Source organism: Janibacter hoylei PVAS-1, from assembly GCF_004025845.1.
Taxonomy (GTDB): Bacteria; Actinomycetota; Actinomycetes; order Actinomycetales; family Dermatophilaceae; genus Janibacter; species Janibacter hoylei.
Genome location: NZ_PIPF01000011.1, coordinates 12,605 through 36,057, shown reverse-complemented (window position 1 = coordinate 36,057; position 23,453 = coordinate 12,605). Strand labels below are relative to the sequence as shown.

At 72.6% G+C, this 23,453-nt stretch carries 23 protein-coding genes; 12 read left to right on the top strand and 11 right to left on the bottom strand.

The annotated features are described in order from the left end of the window. Positions 1 to 29: 29 nt before the first annotated feature. The 6 genes from CWN80_RS12190 to CWN80_RS12165 form a co-directional block, all read right to left on the bottom strand. Positions 30 to 1,640 carry a solute symporter family protein gene (locus tag CWN80_RS12190; RefSeq protein WP_007926729.1) on the bottom strand — a complete coding sequence of 537 codons (1,611 nt, stop codon included), beginning with the start codon at positions 1,638 to 1,640 and terminating at the stop codon, positions 30 to 32. Beyond that, complete coding sequence (locus CWN80_RS12185) at positions 1,637 to 1,984, bottom strand: DUF485 domain-containing protein (RefSeq protein WP_007926731.1); 348 nt, start codon at positions 1,982 to 1,984, stop codon at positions 1,637 to 1,639. The genes CWN80_RS12190 and CWN80_RS12185 overlap by 4 nt, the downstream gene beginning before the upstream one ends. 170 nt (positions 1,985 to 2,154) lie before the next feature. Next, positions 2,155 to 3,678: a sodium/solute symporter gene (locus CWN80_RS12180; RefSeq protein ID WP_128277361.1), complete on the bottom strand. Its 1,524-nt coding sequence runs from the start codon at positions 3,676 to 3,678 to the stop codon at positions 2,155 to 2,157. Next, the gene (locus CWN80_RS12175) at positions 3,675 to 4,046 is read right to left on the bottom strand and encodes a hypothetical protein (RefSeq protein ID WP_007925695.1); all 372 of its coding nucleotides are present in this window, start codon (positions 4,044 to 4,046) and stop codon (positions 3,675 to 3,677) included. The genes CWN80_RS12180 and CWN80_RS12175 overlap by 4 nt, the downstream gene beginning before the upstream one ends. Next, positions 4,043 to 4,804, bottom strand: a complete 762-nt coding sequence (locus CWN80_RS12170; RefSeq protein ID WP_128277360.1) for a LytR/AlgR family response regulator transcription factor — start codon at positions 4,802 to 4,804, stop codon at positions 4,043 to 4,045. Before CWN80_RS12170 ends, CWN80_RS12175 begins: the two co-directional genes overlap by 4 nt. A gap of 10 nt (positions 4,805 to 4,814) precedes the next feature. After that, entirely contained in the window at positions 4,815 to 6,014 is a 1,200-nt protein-coding gene (locus CWN80_RS12165; RefSeq protein WP_007925703.1) for a sensor histidine kinase, read from the bottom strand. 32 nt (positions 6,015 to 6,046) lie between these two features. On the opposite strand from CWN80_RS12165, the gene CWN80_RS12160 reads away from it, so the two are divergent. From CWN80_RS12160 to CWN80_RS12125, 8 genes are all read left to right on the top strand, one after another. Further along, entirely contained in the window at positions 6,047 to 6,901 is an 855-nt protein-coding gene (locus tag CWN80_RS12160) for a Fic family protein (RefSeq protein WP_128277359.1), read from the top strand. Positions 6,902 to 7,209: 308 nt separating this feature from the next. Continuing rightward, positions 7,210 to 7,923 (top strand): CpaE-like family protein, encoded by a 714-nt coding sequence (locus tag CWN80_RS12155; RefSeq protein ID WP_128277358.1) that lies wholly within the window; start codon positions 7,210 to 7,212, stop codon positions 7,921 to 7,923. Continuing rightward, a complete protein-coding gene (locus tag CWN80_RS12150; protein ID WP_083853639.1) occupies positions 7,920 to 8,954 on the top strand; it encodes a TadA family conjugal transfer-associated ATPase in 1,035 nt (344 codons plus the stop codon). Before CWN80_RS12155 ends, CWN80_RS12150 begins: the two co-directional genes overlap by 4 nt. After that, entirely contained in the window at positions 8,951 to 9,640 is a 690-nt protein-coding gene (locus tag CWN80_RS12145) for a type II secretion system F family protein (RefSeq protein WP_051987873.1), read from the top strand. Before CWN80_RS12150 ends, CWN80_RS12145 begins: the two co-directional genes overlap by 4 nt. Further along, complete coding sequence (locus CWN80_RS12140; RefSeq protein ID WP_007925710.1) at positions 9,637 to 10,188, top strand: type II secretion system F family protein; 552 nt, start codon at positions 9,637 to 9,639, stop codon at positions 10,186 to 10,188. The genes CWN80_RS12145 and CWN80_RS12140 overlap by 4 nt, the downstream gene beginning before the upstream one ends. Before the next feature lie 266 nt (positions 10,189 to 10,454). Then, positions 10,455 to 10,646 carry a DUF4244 domain-containing protein gene (locus CWN80_RS12135; RefSeq protein WP_007925712.1) on the top strand — a complete coding sequence of 64 codons (192 nt, stop codon included), beginning with the start codon at positions 10,455 to 10,457 and terminating at the stop codon, positions 10,644 to 10,646. Between the two features lie 19 nt (positions 10,647 to 10,665). After that, positions 10,666 to 10,998, top strand: coding sequence for a TadE family type IV pilus minor pilin (locus tag CWN80_RS12130; RefSeq protein ID WP_007925713.1), 333 nt, complete (start codon positions 10,666 to 10,668; stop codon positions 10,996 to 10,998). Further along, positions 10,985 to 11,395 (top strand): Rv3654c family TadE-like protein, encoded by a 411-nt coding sequence (locus CWN80_RS12125; RefSeq protein ID WP_007925714.1) that lies wholly within the window; start codon positions 10,985 to 10,987, stop codon positions 11,393 to 11,395. Before CWN80_RS12130 ends, CWN80_RS12125 begins: the two co-directional genes overlap by 14 nt. A 9-nt stretch (positions 11,396 to 11,404) precedes the next feature. Here CWN80_RS12125 and CWN80_RS12120 read toward each other — a convergent pair whose 3' ends face one another. Genes CWN80_RS12120 through CWN80_RS12110 form a run of 3 tightly spaced genes read right to left on the bottom strand, consistent with a single transcriptional unit; the run spans position 11,405 to position 14,636 of the window. Further along, positions 11,405 to 11,788 (bottom strand): DUF1304 domain-containing protein, encoded by a 384-nt coding sequence (locus tag CWN80_RS12120; RefSeq protein WP_007925715.1) that lies wholly within the window; start codon positions 11,786 to 11,788, stop codon positions 11,405 to 11,407. A gap of 10 nt (positions 11,789 to 11,798) precedes the next feature. After that, on the bottom strand, positions 11,799 to 12,290 hold the full coding sequence (locus tag CWN80_RS12115; protein ID WP_007925716.1) for a hypothetical protein: 492 nt from the start codon (positions 12,288 to 12,290) through the stop codon (positions 11,799 to 11,801). 21 nt (positions 12,291 to 12,311) lie between these two features. After that, positions 12,312 to 14,636 carry a DEAD/DEAH box helicase gene (locus tag CWN80_RS12110; RefSeq protein WP_007925717.1) on the bottom strand — a complete coding sequence of 775 codons (2,325 nt, stop codon included), beginning with the start codon at positions 14,634 to 14,636 and terminating at the stop codon, positions 12,312 to 12,314. An 18-nt stretch (positions 14,637 to 14,654) separates the two neighbouring features. On the opposite strand from CWN80_RS12110, the gene CWN80_RS12105 reads away from it, so the two are divergent. From CWN80_RS12105 to CWN80_RS12095, 3 genes are all read left to right on the top strand, one after another. Further along, positions 14,655 to 15,008, top strand: coding sequence for an STAS domain-containing protein (locus CWN80_RS12105; protein ID WP_007925719.1), 354 nt, complete (start codon positions 14,655 to 14,657; stop codon positions 15,006 to 15,008). 67 nt (positions 15,009 to 15,075) lie between these two features. Beyond that, positions 15,076 to 17,418 carry a sodium-translocating pyrophosphatase gene (locus tag CWN80_RS12100; RefSeq protein WP_128277357.1) on the top strand — a complete coding sequence of 781 codons (2,343 nt, stop codon included), beginning with the start codon at positions 15,076 to 15,078 and terminating at the stop codon, positions 17,416 to 17,418. Between the two features lie 26 nt (positions 17,419 to 17,444). Beyond that, complete coding sequence (locus CWN80_RS12095) at positions 17,445 to 18,956, top strand: DUF7059 domain-containing protein (RefSeq protein WP_007925725.1); 1,512 nt, start codon at positions 17,445 to 17,447, stop codon at positions 18,954 to 18,956. Positions 18,957 to 19,201: 245 nt separating this feature from the next. Here the strand turns inward: CWN80_RS12095 and CWN80_RS12090 are convergent, their stop codons facing one another. Next, positions 19,202 to 19,591 carry a DUF4878 domain-containing protein gene (locus CWN80_RS12090; protein ID WP_007925726.1) on the bottom strand — a complete coding sequence of 130 codons (390 nt, stop codon included), beginning with the start codon at positions 19,589 to 19,591 and terminating at the stop codon, positions 19,202 to 19,204. A 99-nt stretch (positions 19,592 to 19,690) separates the two neighbouring features. Then, entirely contained in the window at positions 19,691 to 20,479 is a 789-nt protein-coding gene (locus CWN80_RS12085; protein ID WP_040881629.1) for a dioxygenase family protein, read from the bottom strand. Positions 20,480 to 20,644: 165 nt separating this feature from the next. Between CWN80_RS12085 and topA the strand changes: the two genes are divergently transcribed. After that, the gene (gene topA, locus CWN80_RS12080; RefSeq protein ID WP_128277356.1) at positions 20,645 to 23,428 is read left to right on the top strand and encodes a type I DNA topoisomerase; all 2,784 of its coding nucleotides are present in this window, start codon (positions 20,645 to 20,647) and stop codon (positions 23,426 to 23,428) included. The last annotated feature ends 25 nt before the right edge of the window (positions 23,429 to 23,453 follow it).

Here is a 23,453-nt window from a genome sequence, read left to right as displayed (position 1 = left end):
TTCGCCCGTGGGGTGGTGCTGGTGGTCGGTCAGTGGTCGATGACCTCGGCGACGCCGTGACCGGTGAGGCTGCGCACCTCCATCTCGGCGTACTTCGCGCGGTTGAACTCCTTGCTCGTCACCGAGCCGAGCCACCCGAGGAAGAAGCCAAGCGGGATGGAGACCAGACCGGGGTTGGCCAGCGGGAAGATGTCGAAGTCGGCGCTCTTGAGCATGGCGGTCTCCGAGCCCGACACGACCGGCGACAGGGCGATGAGGATCAGCGCCGAGCCGAGGCCGCCGTACATCGACCACAGCGCACCCCGCGTGTTGAAGCGCTTCCAGAAGAGGCTGTAGAGGATGGTCGGCAGGTTGGCGCTCGCCGCGACGGCGAAGGCCAGCGCCACGAGGAAGGCGATGTTCTGGTCCTTGGCGAGCATGCCACCGAGGATCGCCACGACGCCCGTGCCGATCGCCGCGTACCGCGAGACCCTGACCTCTTCCTCCTGCGAGGCCTTGCCCTGCTTGAAGACCTGGTTGTAGAGGTCGTGGGCGAAGCTCGCGCTGGCCGTGATCGTCAGACCCGCCACCACCGCGAGGATCGTCGCGAAGGCGATGCCCGAGACGATGCCGAGCAGCCACGACCCACCGAGCTCGAAGGCGAGCAGCGGGGCCGCCGCGTTGGCCTTGCCCGGTGCGGCGTTGATCGTCTCCGGGCCGACGAGGGCGCCGGCGCCGTAGCCGATGACGAGGGTCAGCAGGTAGAAGCCACCGATGAGCCAGATGGCCCACTCGACGGACTTGCGGGCCTGCTTGCTCGTCGGGACGGTGTAGAAGCGCTGCAGCACGTGGGGCAGGCCGGCGGTGCCGAGCACGAGGGCGAGCGAGAGCGAGATGAAGTCGATCTTCGACGTGAGGTTGACGCCGTACTTCAGCCCCGGCTCGAGCAGCTTTTCACCCGCCGCGGGGTTCTTGTCGACGGCCTCCTGCATGAGCGCCGAGAAGTTCATGCCGAACATCCCGAGGACCCACACGGTCATGATCGCGGTCGCGGCGATGAGGAGCACCGCCTTGATCATCTGCACCCAGGTGGTGCCCTTCATGCCGCCGATCATCACGTAGGCGACCATGACGATGCCGACGATCGCGATGACGACGTTTTGCGCGAAGGCGCCGTCGACGCCCAGGAGCAGCGAGACGAGGCCACCGGCGCCGGCCATCTGCGCCAGCAGGTAGAAGAAGGAGACCGCGAGGACCGAGGTCGCCGTCGCGATGCGCATCGGCCGCTGCTGCAGTCGGTAGGAGAGCACGTCGGCGAGCGTGAAGCGGCCGGTGTTGCGGAAGAGCTCGGCGACGAGCAGCAGCGCGACGAGCCAGGCGACGAGGAAGCCGATCGAGTAGAGGAAGCCGTCGTAGCCCTGGAGGGCGATGGCGCCGGCGATGCCGAGGAAGCTCGCCGCGGACAGGTAGTCACCGGCGATGGCCAGCCCGTTTTGCCGCCCGGAGAAGGCCGCGCCACCGGTGTACATCTGGCTCGCCGTCTTGTTGCCGGCGGCGACCTTGACGACGATCGCCAGCGTCACGACGACGAAGACGACGAAGATCGAGATGTTGAGCGTCGGCGACCCCGTCTGGGTCGCTGCGGGGACGAGGGTGATCATCCGTCCACCTCCGGGGTTTCGTCGGCGCCGACCTGTGCGGCGAGGGCCTCGGCGGCGGGGTCGAAGACCCGCCCGGCCCAGCGGATGTAGATGATCGTGATGGCGAAGGTCGTGACGAACTGCCCGAGCCCGAGGAGCAGGCCGATGTTGATGTTGCCGAGCACCTTGGTCCCCATGAACCCGGGGGCGAACATCGAGAGCAGGACGTAGAGGAAGTACCACGCCAGGAAGAAGGCGGTGACGGGGAAGACGAACCCGCGGAAGGTGCGGCGTAGGTCGCCGAACTCCGTGGACTCCTGGACGGCGATGTAGCGCTCGCCGAGCGGTTGAGCGTCGTTGCTCATGGCTCACCTCCGGTAGTGGGGGCCCGGACGTCGACGGCCGGACCGCACCAGAGTGACGCGGGCCACCTCGCGGCGGGGGCGGTGACGCGGGGTGGCTCGACCGGCGGGAGCAGCCGTCGCCGTGCGGGCCGTTCCGGTGCGACGAGCGGGCGGGAGCGCGCGACGAGCGGTCAGCGGGCCTCGGCGAGGACGTCCTCCGGGGTGTGCAGGCGGGTCATCGTGCGGGCCCAGCGTCGCGGGCGGGAGCCCGGCGTGAGCAGCGAGACGACGATCGCGACGACGACGGCGAGCGGCGTCGCCCAGGCCGTCGGTGCGGCGACGAGCGCACCCGGCCATCCCTCGGGCGCGAGGGCGAGGACGGAGACGATCGCCGCGAGGCTCGTCGTGGTGCCGCCGACGAGGACGCCCGCGGCCGCCCCCTTCGCGGTGAGGCGGGTCCACCAGACGCCGAGGATCAGCAGGGGCGCAAAGGTGGCGGCGGCGATGGCGAAGGCGTGCCCCACCGCGGAGGAGATGCCGATCGGCTCGGCCGTGACGGCCGTGACGAAGGGGGCGAGCACCCCGACCATGGCGGCGAGCCGGAAGGAGGAGGACGGGGTGGCGTCACCCTGGGTGAGGCGGGCGGTGAGCGGCCGCAGCACGTCCTGGTCGATGGCGCCGGCGACGGACATCGCGACACCCGAAGCGGTGGCGAGGAAGGCGGCGAAGGCCCCGGCGGCCACGAGTGCCGTGAGGAGCTGACCGTCGAGCCCGGAGAGCATGGCGCCGGGCAGGGCGAGGACGACGGTGCGGCTGGGGTCGCCGGCGGTGTCGACGGGGTCGAGGTAGGCCCGGCCGAGGTACCCGTAGACCGGCGGGAAGACGTAGAAGATGCTCAGCAGGGCGAGGACGGAGACGGTCGTACGGCGCGCCGCGACCCCGTCCGGGTTGGTGTAGAAGCGCACGGCGATGTGCGGCAGGCCCATCGTGCCGAGGCAGAGCGCGGCGAGGGTGCTGTAGGTCGTGAAGAGGGTGCGGGGCGTGGGTTCGTCGGAGGTGAGCGGTTCCCACCAGGACGCGGGGGCCTGCGGTGTGGGTGAGCCGGAGCGGTGCCAGACGAGCAGCAGGACGAAGGCGGGGACGGCGATCGCCGTGAGCTTGATCCAGTACTGCACGGACTGCACGAGCGTCACCGAGCGCATGCCGCCGGCTGCGACGTTGAGCACGACGATGACGGTGAGGACCGTCGCGCCGACCCAGGTGGGCAGCCCGCTCACGTGGCGCAGCGCCAGGCCGGCACCCTGCATCTGGGGGAGCAGGTAGAGCCAGCCGATGCCGACGACGAGGAGGGCGCACCCGCGGCGCAGGGCCCGGGACTCCAGACGGGCCTCGGCGAAGTCGGGGAGGGTGTAGGCGCCGGATCGCCGCAGGGGTGCGGCGACGAGGATGAGCAGCACGAGGTAGCCGATGGTGTAGCCGATCGGCATCCACAGCATGTCGATGCCCTGGTCGTAGACGAGCCCGGCGACGCCAAGGTAGCTGGCCGCCGAGAGGTACTCGCCGCCGATGGCACTCGCATTGCGCCAGGGGGTGACGGTGCGGCCGGCGACGTAGAAGTCGCTCGTGCCCTTGGCCAGTCGCAGCCCGAGCGCACCGAGCGTCAGCGTCGTCAGGCAGACGATCGCGATCGCCAGGACGCTCAGGGGCTCGGTCACCGGCGCCCCACGACGTCGCCGAAGTCGGCCTCGAGCCGCTCGCTGGCGCGGGTGTACCACCGAGCGGTGAGGACGACGCCCGGGTAGACGAGCACGCCGAGCACCACCCACGGCAGGGGCAGCCCTAAGGCGGTCCAGCGTCGGGCCGCTGGGATGAGGGCGAAGACGAGGGGCAGCGCTCCGAGCGTCACCGCACCGAAGGCGATGGTCGAGAGGGAGAGCTGGAGCTGGGCGCGCATGAGCGAGGTGACGTAGGCCGCCCCGAGCGAGGAGTTGCCGGCGATCTCGTCGCGGACCGTCCGGGGACGTTCGCGGCGGCTGGGGCGGCGGGTCCGCGTGACCCGGACCCGCTGGGGAGGGGTGCTCACCCCTCGTCCGAGCCCTGGCGGGGCCGGAGGAGGGTGCCGCGCAGGTGTCGGGTGTGCCGGCGGCTGACCTGCAGCTCGGTGCCGTCGACGACGACGCTGCAGCGCCCACCGTCCTGGTGGATCTCGCTGATGTGTCGCGTCGAGACGAGGGTCGAGCGGTGGATGCGGACAAATCCTGCCGCGGCCCATTGCTCCTCGAGGGTGGCGAGCGGGATGCGCACGAGGTGAGAGCCGGTGGGGGTGTGCAGCCGCGCGTAGTCACCCTGGGCCTGGACCCAGCGGATGTCGCTGCGGGGGATGAAGCGGGTGACCCCGCCGAGCTCGACCGGGATGGTCTCCGCGTCCTCGGGCGGTGACGGGTGGGCCTCGCGCTTGGCGGCGGTGAGGCAGCGACGCACGGCCTCGCCGATGCGCTCGGGGCGCACGGGCTTCATGAGGTAGTCGACGGCGTCGAGGTCGAAGGCGTCGACCGCGTGCTCGTCGTGGGCGGTGACGAAGACGACCTGTGGGCGCTCGGTGAAGCGCCGGATGACGCGGGCCAGCTGCATGCCGTCGAGCCCGGGCATCGAGATGTCGCTGAAGACGACGTCGACGTGCTCACGCTCGAGGGCGGCCAGGGCAGCGGTCCCGCTCGCGGCCGTGAGCACGCGGGCGACCCGCTCGTCCCGGTCGAGGAGCCAGGCGACCTCGTTGCGTGCCGGTGCCTCGTCGTCGACCACGAGCACGACGAGCCCGTCGGGCTGGGGCGGAGGTGGCATGGCCACCAGACTAGGCCGGTTCTTCGAGTGCAGGGGAGTACTTGGGTACCCGGAAGGAAACCCTCATCCCGGCGCCCGGCGCCGTGTCGACGACGAGGCCGAACTCATCGCCGTAGACCTGACGGAGCCGGGCGTCCACGTTGCCGAGGCCCACGGAGTCGGCGCGCGACTGGCCGTCGAGCACCTTGCGGATCGACTCCGGCTCGGCGCCGACGCCGTCGTCGTCGATGGTGATCTCGGCCTCGGTGCCGTGGTCGGTCGCGCTGAGGGTGACGTGCCCCGGACCCTCCTTGGGTGCCAGGCCGTGGCGCACCGCGTTTTCGACGAGGGGTTGGATCGCGAGGTAGGGGACGCGGACCGGCAGCACCTCCGGGGCGATCTTCAGGGTGATGCCGAGCCGGTCGCCGAAGCGGGCCTGCTCGAGCACGAGGTAGCGCTCGACATTGCGCAGCTCCTCCCGCACCGTCGTGAAGGCGCCGCCGCGCCGCAGTGCGTAACGGGTGAAGTCGGCGAACTCGAGCAGCAGCTCGCGGGCCCGTGCCGGGTCGGTGCGCACGAAGGAGGCGATCGCGGCGAGGGAGTTGTAGATGAAGTGCGGGGAGATCTGGGCGCGCAGGGCGCGCAGCTCGGCCTCCATCGCGCGGGTGCGCTCGAAGGAGAGGTCGGCGAGCTCGACCTGCGTGGCGACCCAGGCGGCGACCTCCTCCGCAGCGCGGGCCAGACCCGCGGAGACGGCCGGGCCGTAGCCGGCGACGGCCCCGATGACCCGACCATCCGCGGTCACCGGAGCGATGACCGCCGCCCGCACGGGGCAGTCGGTCTGCGTGCACGTGACGACGTCGGGGCCGAGGACCACGGTCTGGCCGGACGAGAGGACCGGTGCGGCCTGGTCGACCACGCTCGGCAGGTGGTGCCTCCCTTCGCCCTCCCACACGAGGACGCTCGAGGTGTCGCACACCGCCAGCCCCGGGGTGGCGAGCATGGCGCGCAGGTAGGGCGCCGCGCGCTCGCAGCCATCGTCGGTGAAGCCGTCGGCGAGGTGGCGAGCGGCTTCGGAGGCGGTGTGCAGGGTCTCGTAGGTGGCCTGGTCGGTGACCGAGATGAAGCCCGGGCGGGCGCGTCGCCAGCGGGCGAGGCCGATGACGAGCCACACCGCGAGGAAGGCGCCGGTGACCACCGCCACGGTGGGCAGGTGCAGGCCGGCTTCCATGGCCGCACCCTAGTGCGGCCTACGCTGTGCGGGTGCCTGACTCCAGCCCCCTCGTCACCGCCCTGACCCAGCTCGCCGAGATCCCCGAGGTCGCGCAGGCCTCGGACCGGGCCCGCGAGGTGTGCACCAACCTCCGGTGGCACGAGGCGCTGCGGCGACGGATCCCCGAGGCATCGGCGGAGTCGCGCGTGCGGGGCGCGTGGGCGAGCGCCGAGCTCGACGGGGCGCGCTCGACGGCGTCGATCGTGCGCGAGCTGATGATGGGGGCGCGGGAGCGCACCCCGGACCCGGACCCTGCCGAGCGCGTCATCCACGGCGCCATCGCGGCGACGGCCGAGAGCGAGCACCTGCGTGACCTCGTGACCCGTGCCCCGGGCCAGGCGCTCGCCCGGCTGCACACGGCCGCCGCGGCCGAGCTCGTGGAGGACCGTGACCAGCTGGGGCGTCCGCGGGTCGAGGGGGAGGGGTGCGAGGAGTTCGCCGACCTCGGGCCGGCCCCGACGGGTGCCGAGCTGCGGCAGCGTCTCGACGGGATCATCGAGCTCATGCGGTCGGCGAGCGCCGCGCCGGCGCTCGTCGTCGCCTCGATCGTCCACGCGGAGATCGCGGCGACCCGGCCCTTCGTCGTCGGCAACGGCCTCGTGGCACGCGCGGTGGAGCGCGCGCTCATCGCGGCGACCGGGCTGGACCCCACCGGTGTGGCCGTCCCCGAGGCGGGTCACGGGCACGAAGGGGGGCCCGCCTACCTCGGGTCGCTCAACGGGTACGTCCACGGTGGCGCGCCGGGGGTCAGCCTGTGGCTCACGCACTGCGGGGACTCGCTCGTCGCGGGCGCCGAGGAGGGCTGGCGGGTGGCCGACTCGGTGCGCTCGGGACGACTCGGCTGAGGGCGCCGGAGGTTATCCACCGGTCCGAATTGCATTCGAGCCGATGCGTATTAGAGTTGCTCATCAGCCGCTCCCTTCGGGTTGAGCGGCCAGCGCACGGCTCCCTCCCCCCCGGAGTCCGCGCGTTGACGGCCCCGGCGCTCCCCCGCCGGGGCCGTCCCCTTTTCCCGGGGCGCGTCCCCAGCCCTGCCGAGGCCCTGCCGGGCCCGTGCCGTCTCGTCGTCCACAGGCCAGCGCCGGGGCCGGTGCTCGTCCATAGGTGCGCCGCGATCGTCCCGTGAGCTGCGGGTAGCGGGCACGGTCGAGGCATGCACCCCGTCGTCGTCATCACCGCAGCCTCGGGTGGTCTGGGCGTCTCGACCTTCGCCGCGACCGCCGCCACCGTCCTCGCCCGGGAGGCCTCACCCACGCTGGTGGACGGCGCCTTCGGCGGCGGGGGAGTGGACGCGACGGTGGCGGCCGAGCACCTCGAGGGGCTGCGGTGGGGTGACCTCGCCGACCACGACGGGCGGGTCGACGCGGCTCGGCTGCGCGAGGCACTGCCGCGGGGGCCGGTCCCCGTGCTGGCGGCCCGCGGGCAGCGGCCGTCGGCCGAGGTCGTGCGTGATGTCGTCACGGGGCTGGCGGCGATCGGTCCCGTCGTCGTCGACCTGCCGTGCTCGGGGCGGCTCCCACGGGTGTGGTCGGAGATGGCAGACGTCGCGGTGGTGCTGGTGGGGCTGCGCCCGCGGTGGCTGCGTGACGGTGAGGCGCTCGCCGGGCAGGGCAGTCTGCCGGAGCAGACCCTGCTCGTCACCCGGGGGCCACGCCGCGCCGGCCGGGTCGCCGAGCGTGCGGCCGACCACCTGGGGCTGACCCTGCTCGACCACCTCTGCGACGACCCGGGCGTGGTGCGCGACGAGGCCCATGGGCGGGCGCCACGGCCCAAGGGCCCGGTGGGCGAGGTCGCGCGCGCCCTGGCGGCAGCGCTGCCGGAGGCTCGGCAGCCGCTGTCGGAGCAGGTCCTGGGGCTGGCGTCATGACGTGGTCGAGCGCGATCGACGCGCAGGTGCGGGCCGGTCGCGCGCCGGACGACGCCGTGATCGAGGAGGTGGCCCGCACCGAGGCGGTCCGCCTGGGCAGCGCAGGGGCGCTGCGACGCTCGGGTCAGCTGCGGGCCGACCTCATGGGGCTCGGGACGCTCGAGCCCCTCGTCGAGGACGAGGCCGTGACGGACGTGCTTGTCAACGGCGATGGGTCGGTGTGGGTCGACCGCGGTGCCGGGGTGGTGGCCGCCGGGGTGGAGCTCGACGGGCCCGAGGCGGTGCGTCGGCTCGCGACGCGCCTCTCCGCGGTGGCAGGTCGTCGCCTGGACGATGCCCAACCCTGGGTCGACGGGTTGCTCCCGCGGGGGATCCGGCTGCACGCCGTGCTGCCCCCGCTCGTGGCCGGTGGCGCCCACCTGAGCCTGCGGATCCCGCGTCACCGAGGCGGAGGACTCGATGCGCTCGTCACGCTCGGCATGGCCAGCGCCGGCCAGGCCGCACGGTTGCGCGAGATCGTCCACGACCGGCAGGCCTATGTCGTCACGGGCGGCACGGGCACGGGCAAGACGACCCTGCTCGCGGCCCTGCTCGCCGAGGTGCCGGCGGCCGAGCGGCTCGTCGTCGTCGAGGACGTCGGCGAGATCGACGTCGGCCACCCACACGTCGTGCGCCTGCAGGCCCGGTCGGCCAACACCGAGGGGGCCGGCGAGGTGACGATGGTCGACCTCGTGCGGCAGGCCCTGCGGATGCGCCCGGACCGCCTCGTCGTGGGAGAGGTCCGCGGGGCAGAGGTGAGGGACCTCCTGCTCGCCCTCAACACGGGCCACGAAGGGGGCTGCGGCACCCTCCACGCCAATCGCGCCGAGGACGTGCCGAGCCGGCTCGAGGCGCTGGGAGCGCTCGCCGGGATGAGTCGTGATGCGGTGCGCGCGCAGGTGGCCAGCGCGCTCGAGGTCGTCGTCCACCTCCGTCGTGTCGGCGGCCGACGGGTCGTCGACTCCATCGGTCCATTGCCGGTGCGGTCATGACGCTCGCAGTCGTGGGCCTCGTCCTCGCAGCGGCCCTCGTCTGGCCCGGCCGAGCCGCCGGCGTCGACATGGGCCCTGGCAGCGCCCTCGCCACACCGCGCAGGTGGTGGCGGGGTCGTCACGTGTCGACCGGTCGGGTCGAGGACCTCGAGTCGCTCGCCGGGGTGGCCGATCTGCTCGCGATGGCCCTGCGCTCGGGCGCGGCGCCGGTGTCGGCCCTGCGGGTCGTCGCCGCCCAGGCGCCCCGACCGTGGCGCCGGGTGCTCGAGGAGGTGCGCGACGAGCTGGCAACTGGTGGCGTCGCGGGGGCGGTGTGGCGTCGGCACGCGAGCGAGCGCGAGGAGTTGGCGCCGCTCGCCGGTGCGTGGTCGCTCAGCGAGGACCTGGGTGTCGCGCTCGCCCCGTCGATGGCGACGAGTGCGCAGGTGCTGCGGGCCAGGGTGCAGGCCCGGCGACGTCTGGAGGCCTCGACGGCGGGTGCCCGAGCGACGATGCGGATGCTCACGCTGCTGCCACTGGTGGGGCTGCTGGCGGGGTTCGCCTTCGGCCTGACGCCGTGGGAGGTGTACGGGCACAGCGCGGTGACGATGGCCTGCGCTGTGCTCGGCCTCGTGCTCACGGCGCTCGGCTGGCTCGTCTGCCGGCGGGTGCTCGCCCGTGCTGTCGCGCCCCGGGAGCACACGTGAGCCCGACCGTCGCCTTCCTCGTCGTCGTGGCGGTCCTTGCCTGGCCCGGCCGCAGCGCTCATCTGCGGTGGTGGCGCCGTGACGCGGAGCCCGTGGGGGAGGCGCCGGCCTCCTCGGTCACGGTGGACGAGGTTGCGGACGCGAGCGTCCTGCTCGCACTCGCCCTGCAGTCCGGTCGTGGGCTCGTGCAGTCCCTCGACGAGGTGGCCGGGGTGTCCGCGGCCGGCGCGGCGGAGGACCTGCGCCGGGTGGCCGCCGCCCTGCGCTGGGGGCGATCCATGAGCCAGGCGTGGACCTACGCCCGTGGGGTGTGGGGGCCGACGGCGACGGCCTTCGTCGTCGCGGACGCCGTCGGAGCTCCGTCGGCGACCGTGCTCCTCGACGCCGCGAGCAACCTGCGTGAGACCGAGGCGAGACGTCTCGAGGAAGCGGGAGGTCGGGCGGCGGTCATGCTCGTGCTGCCCCTCGGCCTGTGCTTCCTGCCGGCCTTCATCGCGACGGCCGTGGTGCCCACGGTCGCCGTGCTCGTGGGGACCCAGCTGTCCTGAGGAGTGGGTGACCCATGAGCGGGGTCCTGACGATCACCGCAGCCAGACGGCCGGCGGTGCCTCGCTGATCGCCGTGCACCACGCTGGCTGCCTCCTTCCGATATCGACCGGTCGACGGTTGCGCGAGGACCGTCGGGGATCCACAGGTGCTGGGTGCGGGGTGGGGTCGTGCACAGATGGCCCGGGCCGCGGTCAGGAGAACCGCTCAGGGCGAAGGGTGGACCTCACCGCGGCACATCGGGTGCCGCCGAAGGGAGGAGCGTCCCATGAAGAAGTCCATCGTCCGGTGGAGCCACCGGGCCCGGTTGGCCTGCGAGGCCGGCATGACGACCGCCGAGTACGCCGTCGGCACCTTGGCCGCCTGCACGTTCGCGATCGTCCTGCTGGCGGTCGTGAAGTCGGGGACCATCAAGTCGGGCCTGTCCGATGTCATCCTCGAGGCGCTCGGCATCCGCTAGGGCGGGCGACGAGTCGGGGATGGTGACGGCGGAGCTCGCCCTCACCCTCCCCGCCGTCGTCCTCGTCCTGACGATCTGTCTCGGCGCCCTTGCCTGGGGCGTCGACCGGGTCCGTTGCGTCGATGCCGCGCGCGTGGCCGTTCGCGAGATCGCCCGCGGTGAGGACCCGGGGCGCGCCCTCGACGACGCCCGAGCCCTCGCCCCCGAGGGTGCGAGTCTCGAGGTCGCCCGAGGCGGTCGCGACGTCACGGTGACGGTGACGAGCTCACCGCCGGAGGTCCTCGCCTTCGCGACGGGGGAGACCTCGTGCTTCTCAACGGCGCGCGTGGAGCCGACTCATGACCCGGCGTGACCTGCACGCCGAAGCAGGGTCCTCGACGATCATGTCGCTCGCCCTCATCGCCGTGCTGCTCACTGTCACGGTCGCGGCGCTCGCGGTGCTCTCGGCTGTCCGTGCCGCGCACATCGCGCGGTCGGCTGCCGACCTGTCGGCACTCGCGGGGGCGATCGAGTACCAAGCCTCTCTCGACGCCTCCGCGGCGTGCGCGGAGTCCTACCGTCTGGCGCAGCGGCACGACGTCCGGCTCCTCGACTGCCGGGTCACCGGCGACGGGGACGTGACGGTCACGGTCGCGGCGAGGATCCCCCTTCGTCTCGGCGGTGTCGGGCCGGAGCAGGCCGAAGGGAGGGCCCGCGCGGGGCCGCAGCCCGACCAGACGGCCGTGGGCGGCCTCCTCGACGGACCCTGACCGGCGGCGTCAGAGGGCAAGTCCGGCGACGAGCAGCGCGATCGCCAGCGCGGGCAGGACCCCTTGGTTGACGGCGGCGCGGGCCTTGTCCGGGCTGGAGAGGAGCAGGACGAGGCTCGCGGCGAGCATCGAGCCGACACCGGTGAGCACGAGCGTCAGGCCGACCGCCTCGTGCCCGACCGCGTGCACGACGATGCCCAGCGCGACGGCGATGGCGAGGAAGAGGTTGTAGAACCCCTGGTTGAAGGCGAGCTCGCGGGTGACCTGGGCCTCTTCCACCGAGGTGCCGAAGACGCCCCGGGCGCGGGTCGTCCACGCGAAGGACTCGAGGTAGAAGATGAAGACGTGCAAGGCGGCCGCGCACCCGGCGACGGCCAGACCGACCCAGATCACGGCCGGCCCGTCAGGCGCGCGGGTCGCGGCGGATCGGGCGGGTGGCGTCGTCGGCCGGCGCGGCCCCGCGCGTGTCGATCCGCTGGGTGGCCGCGCTGGTCGTGGGGTCGTGGCTCTCGGCGACCTCGGCCCGCTCGCGAGCGATCTGCGTCGAGACCCGCTGCTCCTCCAGGTCGCGCTCGCGCTGTGCGAGCTCTTCCTGGTGGGCCGCCTCCTGCTCGGCCAGCCGGCGGCGCGACTCCGCCTCCTGCTCCTTGCGCAGGCGACGTGCCTTCGCCTTGCGGGTCAGCGCCCACTTGATCGTGACCAGGCCCAGCCACAGCAGCAGCATCGTCAGCATGCCCGCGATGACGAGGGTCAGCGGGTTGAGGTTGATCGTCACCGCGTCGAGGAGACGGATGTCGACCTCCTGGCCCGACACCTCCGGCGCCTGGGTCCCGAGGATCAGCGCCGCCCCGATGAGGAGGGCGACGAGCACGAGGATGATGCCGAGGATGACCATGAGGGGTTCCTTTCGGTGGCGTCAGCCCGCCGTCTGCGGCAACGGGTCCTCGCTCACTGTAGGACCGAGCGTGCCCAGGAGCAGGTCAAGCAGGGCCACCGCGCCGCGCGCGTCGAGCGGCTCGTTGCCGTTGCCGCACTTCGGCGAGACGACGCACGCCGGGCAGCCGTCCCCGGCGCACGCACACCCGGCGATCGTCTCGCGGGTCATCGTCAGCCACTCGGTGATCCGCTCGTGCGCCCGCGCCGCGAATCCGGCCCCGCCCGGGTGCCCGTCGTAGACCATGATCGTCGGTAACCCCGTGCCCGGGTGCAGGTCGGTCGAGACCCCACCGATGTCCCACCGGTCGCAGGTCGCGAGCAGCGGGAGCATCCCGATCGCCGCGTGCTCGGCGGCGTGCGCGGCACCCGGCACGTCGGCCTCGGCGACTCCGGCGGCGGCGAGTGCCTCCGGCGTCATCGTCCACCACACGGCTCGCGTCGACAGGGTGCGCTCGGGCAGGTCGAGGTCGTGGCGCCCGATGACCTCGCCGCTCGGCAGCCGCCGGAGGAACCCGGTCACCTGGCGCCGCACGTCGACCCGCCCGAAGGAGACCCGCACCGGCCCGTGGTCGACCCCCGCCTCCTCGGCGACGATGTCGAAGGAGGAGACCGACTGGGCGTGCGTCGTCCACCCCGGGTCGCCGGCGACGACCGTGGCCGTCGCCTGATCGAGATCGAGCTCGGTGACGACGAAGGTGCGCCCCTGGTGCACGTGCACCGCACCCGTGTGCGCCTGGGCGTGCGCCGATGACTCGTCGATCGTGCCGACGACGCGGCCGGACCTCCCTTCGACGATGCTCACCACCTCACCGATGCCGCGCAGGGAGACGTGCTCACCCGGCCGGTCCGGCCGGGTCCAGTACCAGCCACCCGGCCGACGGCGCAGGATGCCGCGGTCGACGAGGACCTCGAGCACCCCTGCCAGGCCGTCGCCGAACCACCCCTCGTCGTCGAGCGTCACCGGGATCTCGGCGGCCGCGCACGCGACGTGCGGTACGAGCACGTGGACATTGGCCGGGTCGAGCACGCTCGCCTCGACCGGCGCGTCGAAGATCGCCTCCGGGTGGTCGACGACCCACGTGTCGAGCGGGTCGTCGGCCGCGAGCAGCACGGCGAGGGCGTCCTGCCCGTCACGGCCGGCGCGGCCTGCCTGCTGCCACGCCGACGCCAGCCGCCCCGGCCAGCCGGCCATGAGCACGACGTCGAGCCCGGCGATGTCGATGCCGAGCTCGAGGGCATTGGTCGCGGCGAGCCCGAGCAGGTCACGCTCGCGCAGCCGACGCTCGATGACGCGGCGCTCCTCGGGCAGGTAGCCGCCGCGGTAGGCGGCGATCCGCCCCTCGTCGGCGGCGCTCACCTGCCGCGCCGCGGAGGTGGCCAGGGCCTCGACCCCGGCGCGGGAGCGCGCGAAGGCCAGCGTCTGCACGTCGCGACCCACGAGGTGGGCCATGAGGTCGGCGGCCTCCGTCGTGGGGGAGCGGCGGCTCCCTTCGTCGTCCTCGGGCGGCTGCCACAGCGCGAAGGTCATCGCGCCGCGCGGCGACCCGTCGTGGGTGACGGCGAGGACGTCGTCGCCGACGAGGCGGGTGGCGTGCCCGCCGGGGTCGCCGACGGTCGCGGAGGCCAGGACGAAGACCGGGTCGGCGCCGTACCGACGCGCCACCCGCCGCAGGCGACGGATGAGCAGCGCGACGTGCGAGCCGAAGACCCCGCGGTAGACGTGGCACTCGTCGATGACGACATAGCGCAGTCGTCGCAGGACGTGCGCCCAGTGCTCGTGGCCGGGCAGGAGGGAGTGGTGGACGAGGTCGGGGTTGGTGAGGATGACGTCGGCGTGGTCACGGATCCACCGGCGCTCGTCGGTCGGGGTGTCGCCGTCGTAGGTGGCGGCGCGGATCCCCGGGATCGCCCACGACTGGATGCGGGCGAGCTGGTCGGCGGCCAGCGCCTTGGTGGGGGAGAGGTAGAGGGCGGTGGCACCGCGACCGTTGGCCGCGGCCCTCCCTTCGAGCACTGCTGTGAGCGAAGGGAGGAGATAGCCCAGTGACTTGCCCGAGGCCGTCCCCGTGGCGAGCACGACGTGCCGCCCTTCGCGGGCGGCCTGCGCGGCGGTCGCCTGGTGCGACCACAGTCGCGCGATGCCTGCCCCGGCCAGAGCCTGCCGCAGGGGAGGGGCGACCCACGTGGGGACGTCGGCGTGCTCCGGCTCGCGGGCGGGGAGCGACTCGACGTGCCGGACGAGCTCCTCGCGCCCGCGCGCCAGGTCGGCGAGCAGGTCGCGGGCCTGCGGGCGGGTGTGGGACATGTGTTCTACGGTAGGCGGATGCCGATCTCCGTCACGACCAGCGCAGCCGGAGAGGTCAATATCGTCCACGTCACCGGGGAGATCGATGTGGCCTCCGCCGCGGTGCTGCGCGATGCCCTCGAGGCCCTCATCGCCGACGGGCGACGCCGCCTGACGCTCGACCTCGGAGGGGTCACCTTCCTCGACTCGACCGGTCTCGGGATCGTCGTCGGCCGCCTCAAGAAGCTCGCCCGCCACGGCGGGACGCTCACCGTCGCGGCCTCGCACGAGAGGGTGCTGCGCGTCTTCGCCATCACCGGCCTCGACCAGCTCCTCGACATCCACCCCGATCTCGAGGGCGCGGTCCGGGCAGCGGGGGCGCCCCGGCAGTAGGGTGACAGCGCGGCTGACCCGCCTGATGACGGACCGGCCGTGACCCGCGCCCATCAAGGAGGATGGCATGGCTGTCACGCTCGCGACCCTGTCCACCGCATCGTCGATCGACCTCGACGGCACCAACCTGGGTCTGGTCGGGGGTGTCGCCGTCATCGGCCTGCTGGCCCTCGTGCTCGGCGTCGTCCTCAGAGGCCAGGTGCTCACCGCCGGCGCGGGCACGCCCCGCATGCAGGAGATCGCCGGGGCGGTCGAGGAGGGCGCGCACGCCTACCTGCGCCGCCAGTTCAGGACCCTGCTCGTCTTCGTCGCGCTCGTCTTCGTCCTCCTGCTCTTCCTGCCCGCGGACTCCTCGGGCGTGCGGTGGGGTCGCTCGGGGTTCTTCGTCCTCGGCGCCGGCTTCTCCGCCGCCATCGGGTATCTCGGGATGTCGCTCGCGGTCAAGGCCAACGTCCGCGTCGCCGAGGCGGCCCGCTCCACCGGCCGCGACGACGGCATGCGCATCGCCTTCCGCACCGGCGGCACCGTCGGCATGTTCACCGTGGGCCTCGGTCTGCTCGGCGCGGCCGTCGTCGTCCTCGTCTACCGGGGTGATGCGCCCAAGGTGCTCGAGGGCTTCGGCTTCGGCGCCGCGCTCCTCGCGATGTTCATGCGGGTCGGCGGCGGCATCTTCACCAAGGCCGCTGACGTCGGCGCCGACCTCGTCGGCAAGGTCGAGGCGGGCATCCCCGAGGACGACCCCCGCAATGCGGCGACGATCGCGGACAACGTGGGCGACAACGTCGGCGACTGCGCGGGCATGGCCGCCGACCTCTTCGAGTCCTACGCCGTGATGCTCGTCGCCGCGCTCATCCTCGGCTCGGCGGCCTTCGGCGCCCACGGGCTCGTCTTCCCCCTGCTCATCCCGGCCATCGGTGCGGTCACGGCGATGATCGGCATCTTCATCACCCGGGCGCGCTCGGGCGAGTCGGCGCTCGATGCCATCAACCGGGGCTTCTTCATCTCCGCGGCGATCTCGGCCGTGCTGTGCGCCGCCGCGGCCTACCTCTACCTGCCCGGCACCTACGCCGAGCTCGGCTCCTCCGACGAGACGGTCGCCCAGCTGGTCGGTGACCCGCGGCGCGCCGCCCTGCTCGCGGTCGTCCTCGGCATCGTCCTCGCCGCGGTGATCCTGCGGATGACCGGCTACTACACCGGCACCGACAAGCGCCCGACGATGGACGTCGCCCGCACGACCGAGACCGGCGCCGCCACCGTGATCCTGTCGGGGATCAGCCTGGGCCTCGAGTCGGCGGTCTACAAGGTCGTGACCATCGCCGTGTGCATCTACCTCGCCTTCCTGCTCGGCGGCTCCTCCGTCGTCCTCGGCCTCTTCTTCATCGCGCTCGCCGGCTGCGGACTGCTGACGACCGTCGGGGTCATCGTCGCCATGGACACCTTCGGCCCGGTCTCGGACAACGCGCAGGGCATCGCCGAGATGTCCGGTGACGTCTATGGTGAGGCGGCTCAGGTGCTCACCGAGCTCGACGCGGTCGGCAACACGACCAAGGCGATCACCAAGGGCATCGCCATCGCGACCGCCGTGCTCGCCGCGACCGCCCTCTTCGGCAGCTACACCGATGCCTGGCGCGGTGCCCTGTCGACCGTCGACGAAGGGAGCGTCACGGCCCAGCAGGTCGCCGACCTCGAGCTCATGGTCAACACCCAGATCGTCACGCCGAGCGTGCTCGTCGGGCTCCTGCTCGGGGCTGCGGTCGTCTTCCTGTTTTCGGGCCTGGCGGTCAACGCGGTCACCGTGGCCGCGGGCTCGATCGTCCACGAGGTGCGTCGTCAGTTCCGCGAGCACCCCGGGATCATGGAGGGCACCGAAAAGCCCGAGTACGCGCGGGTCGTCGACATCTGCACGCGCGACTCGCTCGCCAAGCTCGCCACCCCGGGCCTGCTCGCCGCCCTGACCCCGATCGTCGTCGGATTCGGCCTGGGCATCGGGGCGCTCGCGGGTTTCCTCGCCGGGGCGATCGCCTGCGGTGCCCTCATGGCCGTCTTCCTCGCCAACTCCGGTGGCGCGTGGGACAACGCGAAGAAGATCGTCGAGGACGGGCACCACGGCGGCAAGGGGTCGCCGGCTCACGAGGCGGCGGTCATCGGCGACACCGTCGGTGACCCCTTCAAGGACACCGCCGGGCCCGCGATCAACCCGCTCATCAAGGTGATGAACCTCGTCGCCGTGCTCATCGCGCCCGCCGTCATCACCCTCTACCTCGGTGACGGCGCCGACCAGCTCGTCCGGTGGGCCATCGCCCTGGTCGCCCTGCTCGTCGTCGCCGCCGCGCTCGTGATCACCAAGCGCGACGACGTCGCCGTCGGCGACGGCGACGGCGAGGGGGTGCCGGCGGTCGACCGGACGTAGGTGGCCGCCCCACTAGGCTCGGCCGGGTGACCGCCAGCACCACGCCCCGCACCCACCCCGAGCTGATCGCCGCGCTGCGCGCCGACCTGGGGGAGGCCCCCTTCGCCGTCGACGCCGTCAGGGAGCGGCTCGGCGACCTCGCCGCCAACGCGCTGGGGCGCGAGCAGTCTCTGCCCGCCCGCCGCGCGGTGGCCGGGGCCAGCGACCCGCTCGGCATCCTCATCGGCTGCTTCGGCCTCGGGCTGCCCACCGCCGCCGACGACCTCGCCCGGGCGCTGCCCCGCACCGGCGTCACCGGCGCGGTCACCCTCGGGATCGTCGAGCCGCAGGGCGCACACGTCGTCGCCACGTGCGACCTGCGGCCCTACGGCGACGACGCGGGAGGCGCCTGGTGGGTCGCCTCCGACCCGACCGAGCACGCCCGCAGCGGCCCGCTGCCCGTCGACCACGTGCTCGGCATCGGGGGCGCCTCGTCGACCCTCGCGTCGTGGACACCCCGCCCCCGGGTCGCCCGCGCCCTCGACGTCGGGACCGGCTGCGGCGTGCAGGCGCTGCACCTCTCCGGCCACGCCGACGCGGTCGTCGCCACCGACCTCTCTCGTCGGGCCCTCGGCTACGCGGCCTTCAACGCGGCGCTCAACGAGCAGGACTGGGACCTGCGCGAGGGCTCCTTCCTCGAGCCGGTCGCGGGGGAGGCCTTCGACCTGATCGTGAGCAATCCTCCCTTCGTCATCACGCCGCGCACCGCCGACGTGCCGCTCTACGAGTACCGCGACGGCGGGGCCGCGGGCGACGCCGTCGTCGCGGCGCTCACCCAGCAGGTCGGCGCGCACCTCGCGCCGGGCGGCATCGCCCAGCTCCTCGGCAACTGGGAGTCGGTGGCGGGCCAGGACTGGCGCGAGCGCGTCGGGGAGTGGGTCGCGGCGAGCGGTCTCGACGCGTGGGTCGTCCAGCGCGACGTGCAGGACCCCGCGGAGTACGCGGCGCTGTGGTCCCGCGACGGTGGGCACCTGCCCGGCACGAGCGAGCACGAGGCGCTCGTCGGTGCCTGGCTCGACGACTTCGAGCAGCGGGGTGTCGAGCAGATCGGCTTCGGCGTCATCACGCTGCACCGCCCGACGTCGCGGCGGGCTCCCTTCGTCGACCTCGTCGAGGCGACCGGGGCGGTCGCCTCGCCGATGGGCCCGGCCATCGCGGCGGGGCTCGTCGCCCGCGACCGGCTCGCCGGACTCGACGACGACGCCCTGCTCGACACCGCGTGGCGCTGCGCCGACGACGTGACGACGGAGACCCACGCGGCGCCCGGCGCCAGCGACCCCCATGTCATCGTCCTGCGCCAGGGCGGGGGCCTGGCCCGCTCGATCCGCCTCGACACCCTCGACGCCGCGCTCGTGTCGGTGTGCGACGGCGAGCTGACCGCCCGCCAGTCGCTCACGGCGATCTCGGCACTGCTCGACCTGCCCACCGGTGAGGCCCTCGGCGCCGGAGCAGGCCTGGTGCGCCGGCTCGCCGCCGACGGGCTGCTGCTGCCCGGCTGAGTCCCCTTCGAGACGGCCGCAGGCGGCCTCCTCAGGGGGCGGGTCGGGTAGCGGCCGTAGGCGGCCTCCGGGTCCTGAGGTGGGAGTCTGCGCAGCGGGCGACCGTCTCGAAGGGCAGGGGGCGCGGGGAGTCCGCGCAGCGGGCGGACTCTGAGGGAACGGCGCGGGTGCCTGGACACGGAAGAACCCTCCCTCCGCAGGAGCGTGAGCTCGTGCGGAGGGAGGGTTCGACGGGTTGCCCGAGGTCAGGCGCCCATCGTGATCTTCCACTCGTCGTCGACCTTCTTGAGCTTGACGTCGTTTTCCTCGCCCTTGGCGTTCTTCACCTTGACAGTGGCGGTCTTCTCGTCATCGGAGACGGTGGAGGAGAGGATCTCGATGTCGTCGGCGTTGGCCTCCTCGGCCATCTCGTCGCCGCCCTCCTCCATGCCCTCGGCGCACTTCATGCCGCCCTGCTCCATCGTCTTGACCATCTCGGGGTCGATGGCGTCGCAGACCTTTTCGTAGTCCTTGTCCTCGAAGGCCTGGGCGAAGTCGGTCACGGCCTTCTCGGCGTCCTCCTCCGGGCTGCTGCCGCAAGCGCTCAGGCCGAGGGCCAGCGCGCTGGCGGCGAAGACGGTGGCGAGCTTCTTCATGGGTGGGTCCTCCCCTTCGTGGGCCGGCCGTGGCGCCGGACGCTCTGCCGACGAGCCTAGCGACGGGCGGCCGGCAGCACGACGGGGAGCCCTCCCCGGTCAGCTGAACTGCCAGGAGCGCTTCGACAGGCCGTACCAGAAGCCCTCGACGGTCGTCCGCCGCTCGCTGGCGCCCGACGCCTCGGCCGCACCCATCGCGATGTAGAGCGGGGCCCAGTGCTCGGTGCGCGGGTGCGCCTCGTGGCCGGCGGGGGCGAGCTCGAACATCCGCGCGAGGGAGTCGACGTCGCCTGCGGCGACGGTCTCGGCGGCCCAGTGGTCGAACTCGCTCGACGCGGTCGGCGGCGTGGAGTCGGCACCGGCCCGCGGGTTGAACCAGCGCAGGTTGTGCGTCGTGAAGCCGGAGCCGACGATGAGCGTGCCCTGGTCGCGCAGCGGGGCGAGGGCGCGGCCGAGCTCGAGCAGCTCGTGCGGGTCGAGCGTCGGCATCGACATCTGCAGCACGGGCACGTCGGCGTCGGGGTACATCTCGACGAGGGGCACGTAGGCGCCGTGGTCGAGCCCGCGGGTCTCGTCGCGCTGGACGTCGACCCCCTTCGGCTTGAGGAGGGCGGAGACCTCGTCGGCGAGGTCGGGAGCCAGGGGCGCGTCGTACTGCACCCGGTAGTACCGCTCGGGGAAGCCCCGGAAGTCGTAGGTCAGCGGCACCTTGCGCTGGCTGGGGCTGACGGTGACGGGGGCGTCCTCCCAGTGGGCGGACACCATGAGGATGTCCTTGGGGCGCTCGATCTCGGCGGACCAGCGGGCCAGCTCGGCGGTCCAGCGCGCGTCGTCGGCGAGCGGGGGAGCGCCGTGCGAGAGGAAGAGGACGGGCGGGGTCGAGGTCATGGCCACGACATTACTTGTATCTTTAACTAACTGTCAAGCGGACCGTCGGCCCGCCCCCCGGGGTGCGAAGGGAGTCCCCAGCTCGGTGTACGGTCGGCGCCAGAAGAGCCCGACGTCGAAGCAGCGACGAATCCGCTGCACGTGGGATCAGGAAACGAGGCACACATGGCCAGCAAGCTCGTCATCGTGGAGTCACCCGCCAAGGCCAAGACGATCGCCGGGTACCTTGGCGCCGACTTCGCCGTCGAGGCATCGGTGGGTCACATCCGCGACATCCCGACCCCCTCGGAGATGCCCGCCGAGATGAAGAAGGGCCCCTTCGGGCGCTTCGGGATCAACATCGAGGAGGGCTTCGAGCCCTTCTACGTCGTCGACCCGGACAAGAAGAAGAAGGTCGCCGAGCTCAAGCGCCTGCTCAAGGACGCCGACACCCTCTACCTCGCCACCGATGAGGACCGCGAGGGTGAGGCCATCGCCTGGCACCTCCTCGAGACGCTCAAGCCCAAGGTCCCCGTCAAGCGGATGGTCTTCCACGAGATCACCAAGGAGGCCATCCAGCGGGCCGTCGAGGACACCCGCGAGCTCGACATCAACCTCGTCAACGCGCAGGAGTCACGCCGCATCCTCGACCGTCTCTACGGGTACGAGGTCTCGCCGGTCCTGTGGCGCAAGGTCAAGGCCGGCCTGTCCGCCGGTCGCGTGCAGTCCGTCGCCACCCGCATCGTCGTCGAGCGGGAGCGCGAGCGGATGGCCTTCAAGGTCGCCTCCTACTGGAGCGTGGAGGGCAGCTTCTCCTCGACCTCCGCCCCCTTCGCCGCCCGCCTGGCCTCCCTCGACGGGACGAAGGTGGCGACCGGCTCCGACTTCGACGACACCGGCGCGCTCAAGGGCTCTGCCCGCCAGCTCGACGAGCGGGCCGCCACGGCCGTCGCCGAGGCGACGATCGCCGCCGACGTCACCGTCGCCTCCGTCACGGAGAAGCCCTACACCCGACGGCCGTACGCCCCCTTCACCACCTCGACCCTCCAGCAGGAGGCCGGCCGCAAGCTCGGCCTCGGGTCCAAGGCGGCCATGGGCGTGGCCCAGAAGCTGTACGAGAACGGCTACATCACCTACATGCGTACCGACAGCACCAACCTGTCGGGCTCGGCGATCTCCGCGGCACGTGGGCAGGCCCGGGACATGTACGGCGCCGACTTCGTGCCGGAGCAGCCGCGCGTCTACGGCAAGAAGGCCAAGAACGCCCAGGAGGCGCACGAGGCGATCCGCCCCGCCGGTGACCGCTTCCGCACCCCGGCCCAGGTGGCCGGTGAGCTGCGCGGCGACGAGTTCAAGCTCTACGAGCTGATCTGGAAGCGGACGATCGCCTCGCAGATGGCCGACGCCAAGGGTTCCACCGCCACGATCAAGCTCGCCGCCGACCTCGGTGGCTGCGAGGTCGCCTCTGCCGCTGAGTACTCCGCCTCGGGCACGGTCATCACCTTCAAGGGCTTCCTCGCCGCCTACGAGGAGGGCACGGACGAGCCCCGCGAGGCGAAGAAGGACGGCGAGGCCCGCCTGCCGAAGCTCGCCGAGGGCGCGACCGTCGACGTCGTCGACGCGACCCCCTCCGGCCACGAGACGTCGCCGCCGGCCCGCTACACCGAGGCCTCCCTCGTGAAGAAGATGGAGGAGCTCGGCATCGGCCGCCCCTCCACCTACGCCTCGACGATCAGCACCATCCAGGACCGCGGCTACGTCCGCAAGAAGGGCAGCGCGCTCGTCCCGACATGGCTCGCCTTCGCGGTGACCCGCCTCATGGAGGTGCACTTCGGTCGCCTGGTCGACTACCGCTTCACGGCGTCGATGGAGGAGGACCTCGACGAGATCGCCTCCGGCTCCGCCGAGCGCGTGGCCTGGCTGCAGCGCTTCTACTACGGCAGCGAAGGGGGCAACGAGGGCCTGCAGAGCCTCGTCGCCGACCTCGGTGACATCGACGCACGGGCGATCTCGACCATCGACATCGGCGACGGCATCGTCGTGCGGGTCGGTCGCTACGGCCCGTACGTCGAGGAGGTCGTGCCGAAGGGGGTCGACCCCGCCACCGGCGAGGTGACCGACGAGACGAACACGACGCCGGCGCCCAAGCGGGCGACGATCACCGACGATGTGGCGCCCGACGAGCTCACGCCAGCGATGGCGCGCGAGTTCCTCGCCGCTGCCGCCGACGACGGTCGGGTCCTGGGCCAGGACCCCGAGACCGGCCGCGACGTCGTCGTCAAGAACGGTCGCTACGGACCCTACGTCACCGAGGTGCTCGAGGAGTCGGCCGACGACAAGCCCAAGCGCGGCAAGGCCAAGGTCAAGCCGCGCACGGCCTCGCTCTTCAAGAGCATGGACCCCTCGACGGTCGACCTCGAGCAGGCGCTGAAGCTCCTCTCGCTGCCGCGCACCATCGGCACGGTCACCGAGACCACCACCGGTGAGGACGGCACGGAGAAGTCCGTCGAGGTGCCGATCACCGCGCAGAACGGCCGCTACGGCCCGTACCTGAAGAAGGGCACCGACTCGCGCTCCATCGAGACCGAGGAGCAGCTCTTCACGATGACCCTCGAGGAAGCGCTCGCGATCTACGCCCAGCCCAATCAGCGGGGCCGCGCCGCGGCCAAGCCGCCGCTCGCGGAGTTCGGCGAGGACCCGGTGAGCGGCAAGAAGGTCGTCGTCAAGGACGGTCGCTTCGGCCCCTACGTCACCGACGGTGAGACGAATGCCACGCTCCGTCGCGGTGACGAGCCGGAGACGCTGACCGCGGAGCGAGCCTACGAGCTCATCGCCGAGAAGCGGGCCAAGGGCCCCACGACCCGCAAGAAGTCGGCGAAGAAGACCGCGAAGAAGGCGACCAAGAAGACGGCCAAGAAGGCGACGGCGAAGAAGACCGCGGCGAAGAAGGCGAGCGCCAAGAAGTCCTGAAGGGCGTCCGGCCCCTGGTCGCACC

Excerpts from the sequence above, each read along its gene's own strand:
- CWN80_RS12190 (WP_007926729.1), bottom strand. The coding sequence starts at position 1,640 with ATGATCACCCTCGTCCCCGCAGCGACCCAGACGGGGTCGCCGACGCTC.
- CWN80_RS12185 (WP_007926731.1), bottom strand. The coding sequence starts at position 1,984 with ATGAGCAACGACGCTCAACCGCTCGGCGAGCGCTACATCGCCGTCCAG.
- CWN80_RS12170 (WP_128277360.1), bottom strand. The coding sequence starts at position 4,804 with ATGCCACCTCCGCCCCAGCCCGACGGGCTCGTCGTGCTCGTGGTCGAC.
- CWN80_RS12165 (WP_007925703.1), bottom strand. The coding sequence starts at position 6,014 with ATGGAAGCCGGCCTGCACCTGCCCACCGTGGCGGTGGTCACCGGCGCC.
- CWN80_RS12155 (WP_128277358.1), top strand. The coding sequence starts at position 7,210 with ATGCACCCCGTCGTCGTCATCACCGCAGCCTCGGGTGGTCTGGGCGTC.
- CWN80_RS12150 (WP_083853639.1), top strand. The coding sequence starts at position 7,920 with ATGACGTGGTCGAGCGCGATCGACGCGCAGGTGCGGGCCGGTCGCGCG.
- CWN80_RS12145 (WP_051987873.1), top strand. The coding sequence starts at position 8,951 with ATGACGCTCGCAGTCGTGGGCCTCGTCCTCGCAGCGGCCCTCGTCTGG.
- CWN80_RS12135 (WP_007925712.1), top strand. The coding sequence starts at position 10,455 with ATGAAGAAGTCCATCGTCCGGTGGAGCCACCGGGCCCGGTTGGCCTGC.
- CWN80_RS12130 (WP_007925713.1), top strand. The coding sequence starts at position 10,666 with ATGGTGACGGCGGAGCTCGCCCTCACCCTCCCCGCCGTCGTCCTCGTC.
- CWN80_RS12125 (WP_007925714.1), top strand. The coding sequence starts at position 10,985 with ATGACCCGGCGTGACCTGCACGCCGAAGCAGGGTCCTCGACGATCATG.
- CWN80_RS12115 (WP_007925716.1), bottom strand. The coding sequence starts at position 12,290 with ATGGTCATCCTCGGCATCATCCTCGTGCTCGTCGCCCTCCTCATCGGG.
- CWN80_RS12110 (WP_007925717.1), bottom strand. The coding sequence starts at position 14,636 with ATGTCCCACACCCGCCCGCAGGCCCGCGACCTGCTCGCCGACCTGGCG.
- CWN80_RS12105 (WP_007925719.1), top strand. The coding sequence starts at position 14,655 with ATGCCGATCTCCGTCACGACCAGCGCAGCCGGAGAGGTCAATATCGTC.
- CWN80_RS12100 (WP_128277357.1), top strand. The coding sequence starts at position 15,076 with ATGGCTGTCACGCTCGCGACCCTGTCCACCGCATCGTCGATCGACCTC.
- CWN80_RS12090 (WP_007925726.1), bottom strand. The coding sequence starts at position 19,591 with ATGAAGAAGCTCGCCACCGTCTTCGCCGCCAGCGCGCTGGCCCTCGGC.
- CWN80_RS12085 (WP_040881629.1), bottom strand. The coding sequence starts at position 20,479 with ATGACCTCGACCCCGCCCGTCCTCTTCCTCTCGCACGGCGCTCCCCCG.
- topA (WP_128277356.1), top strand. The coding sequence starts at position 20,645 with ATGGCCAGCAAGCTCGTCATCGTGGAGTCACCCGCCAAGGCCAAGACG.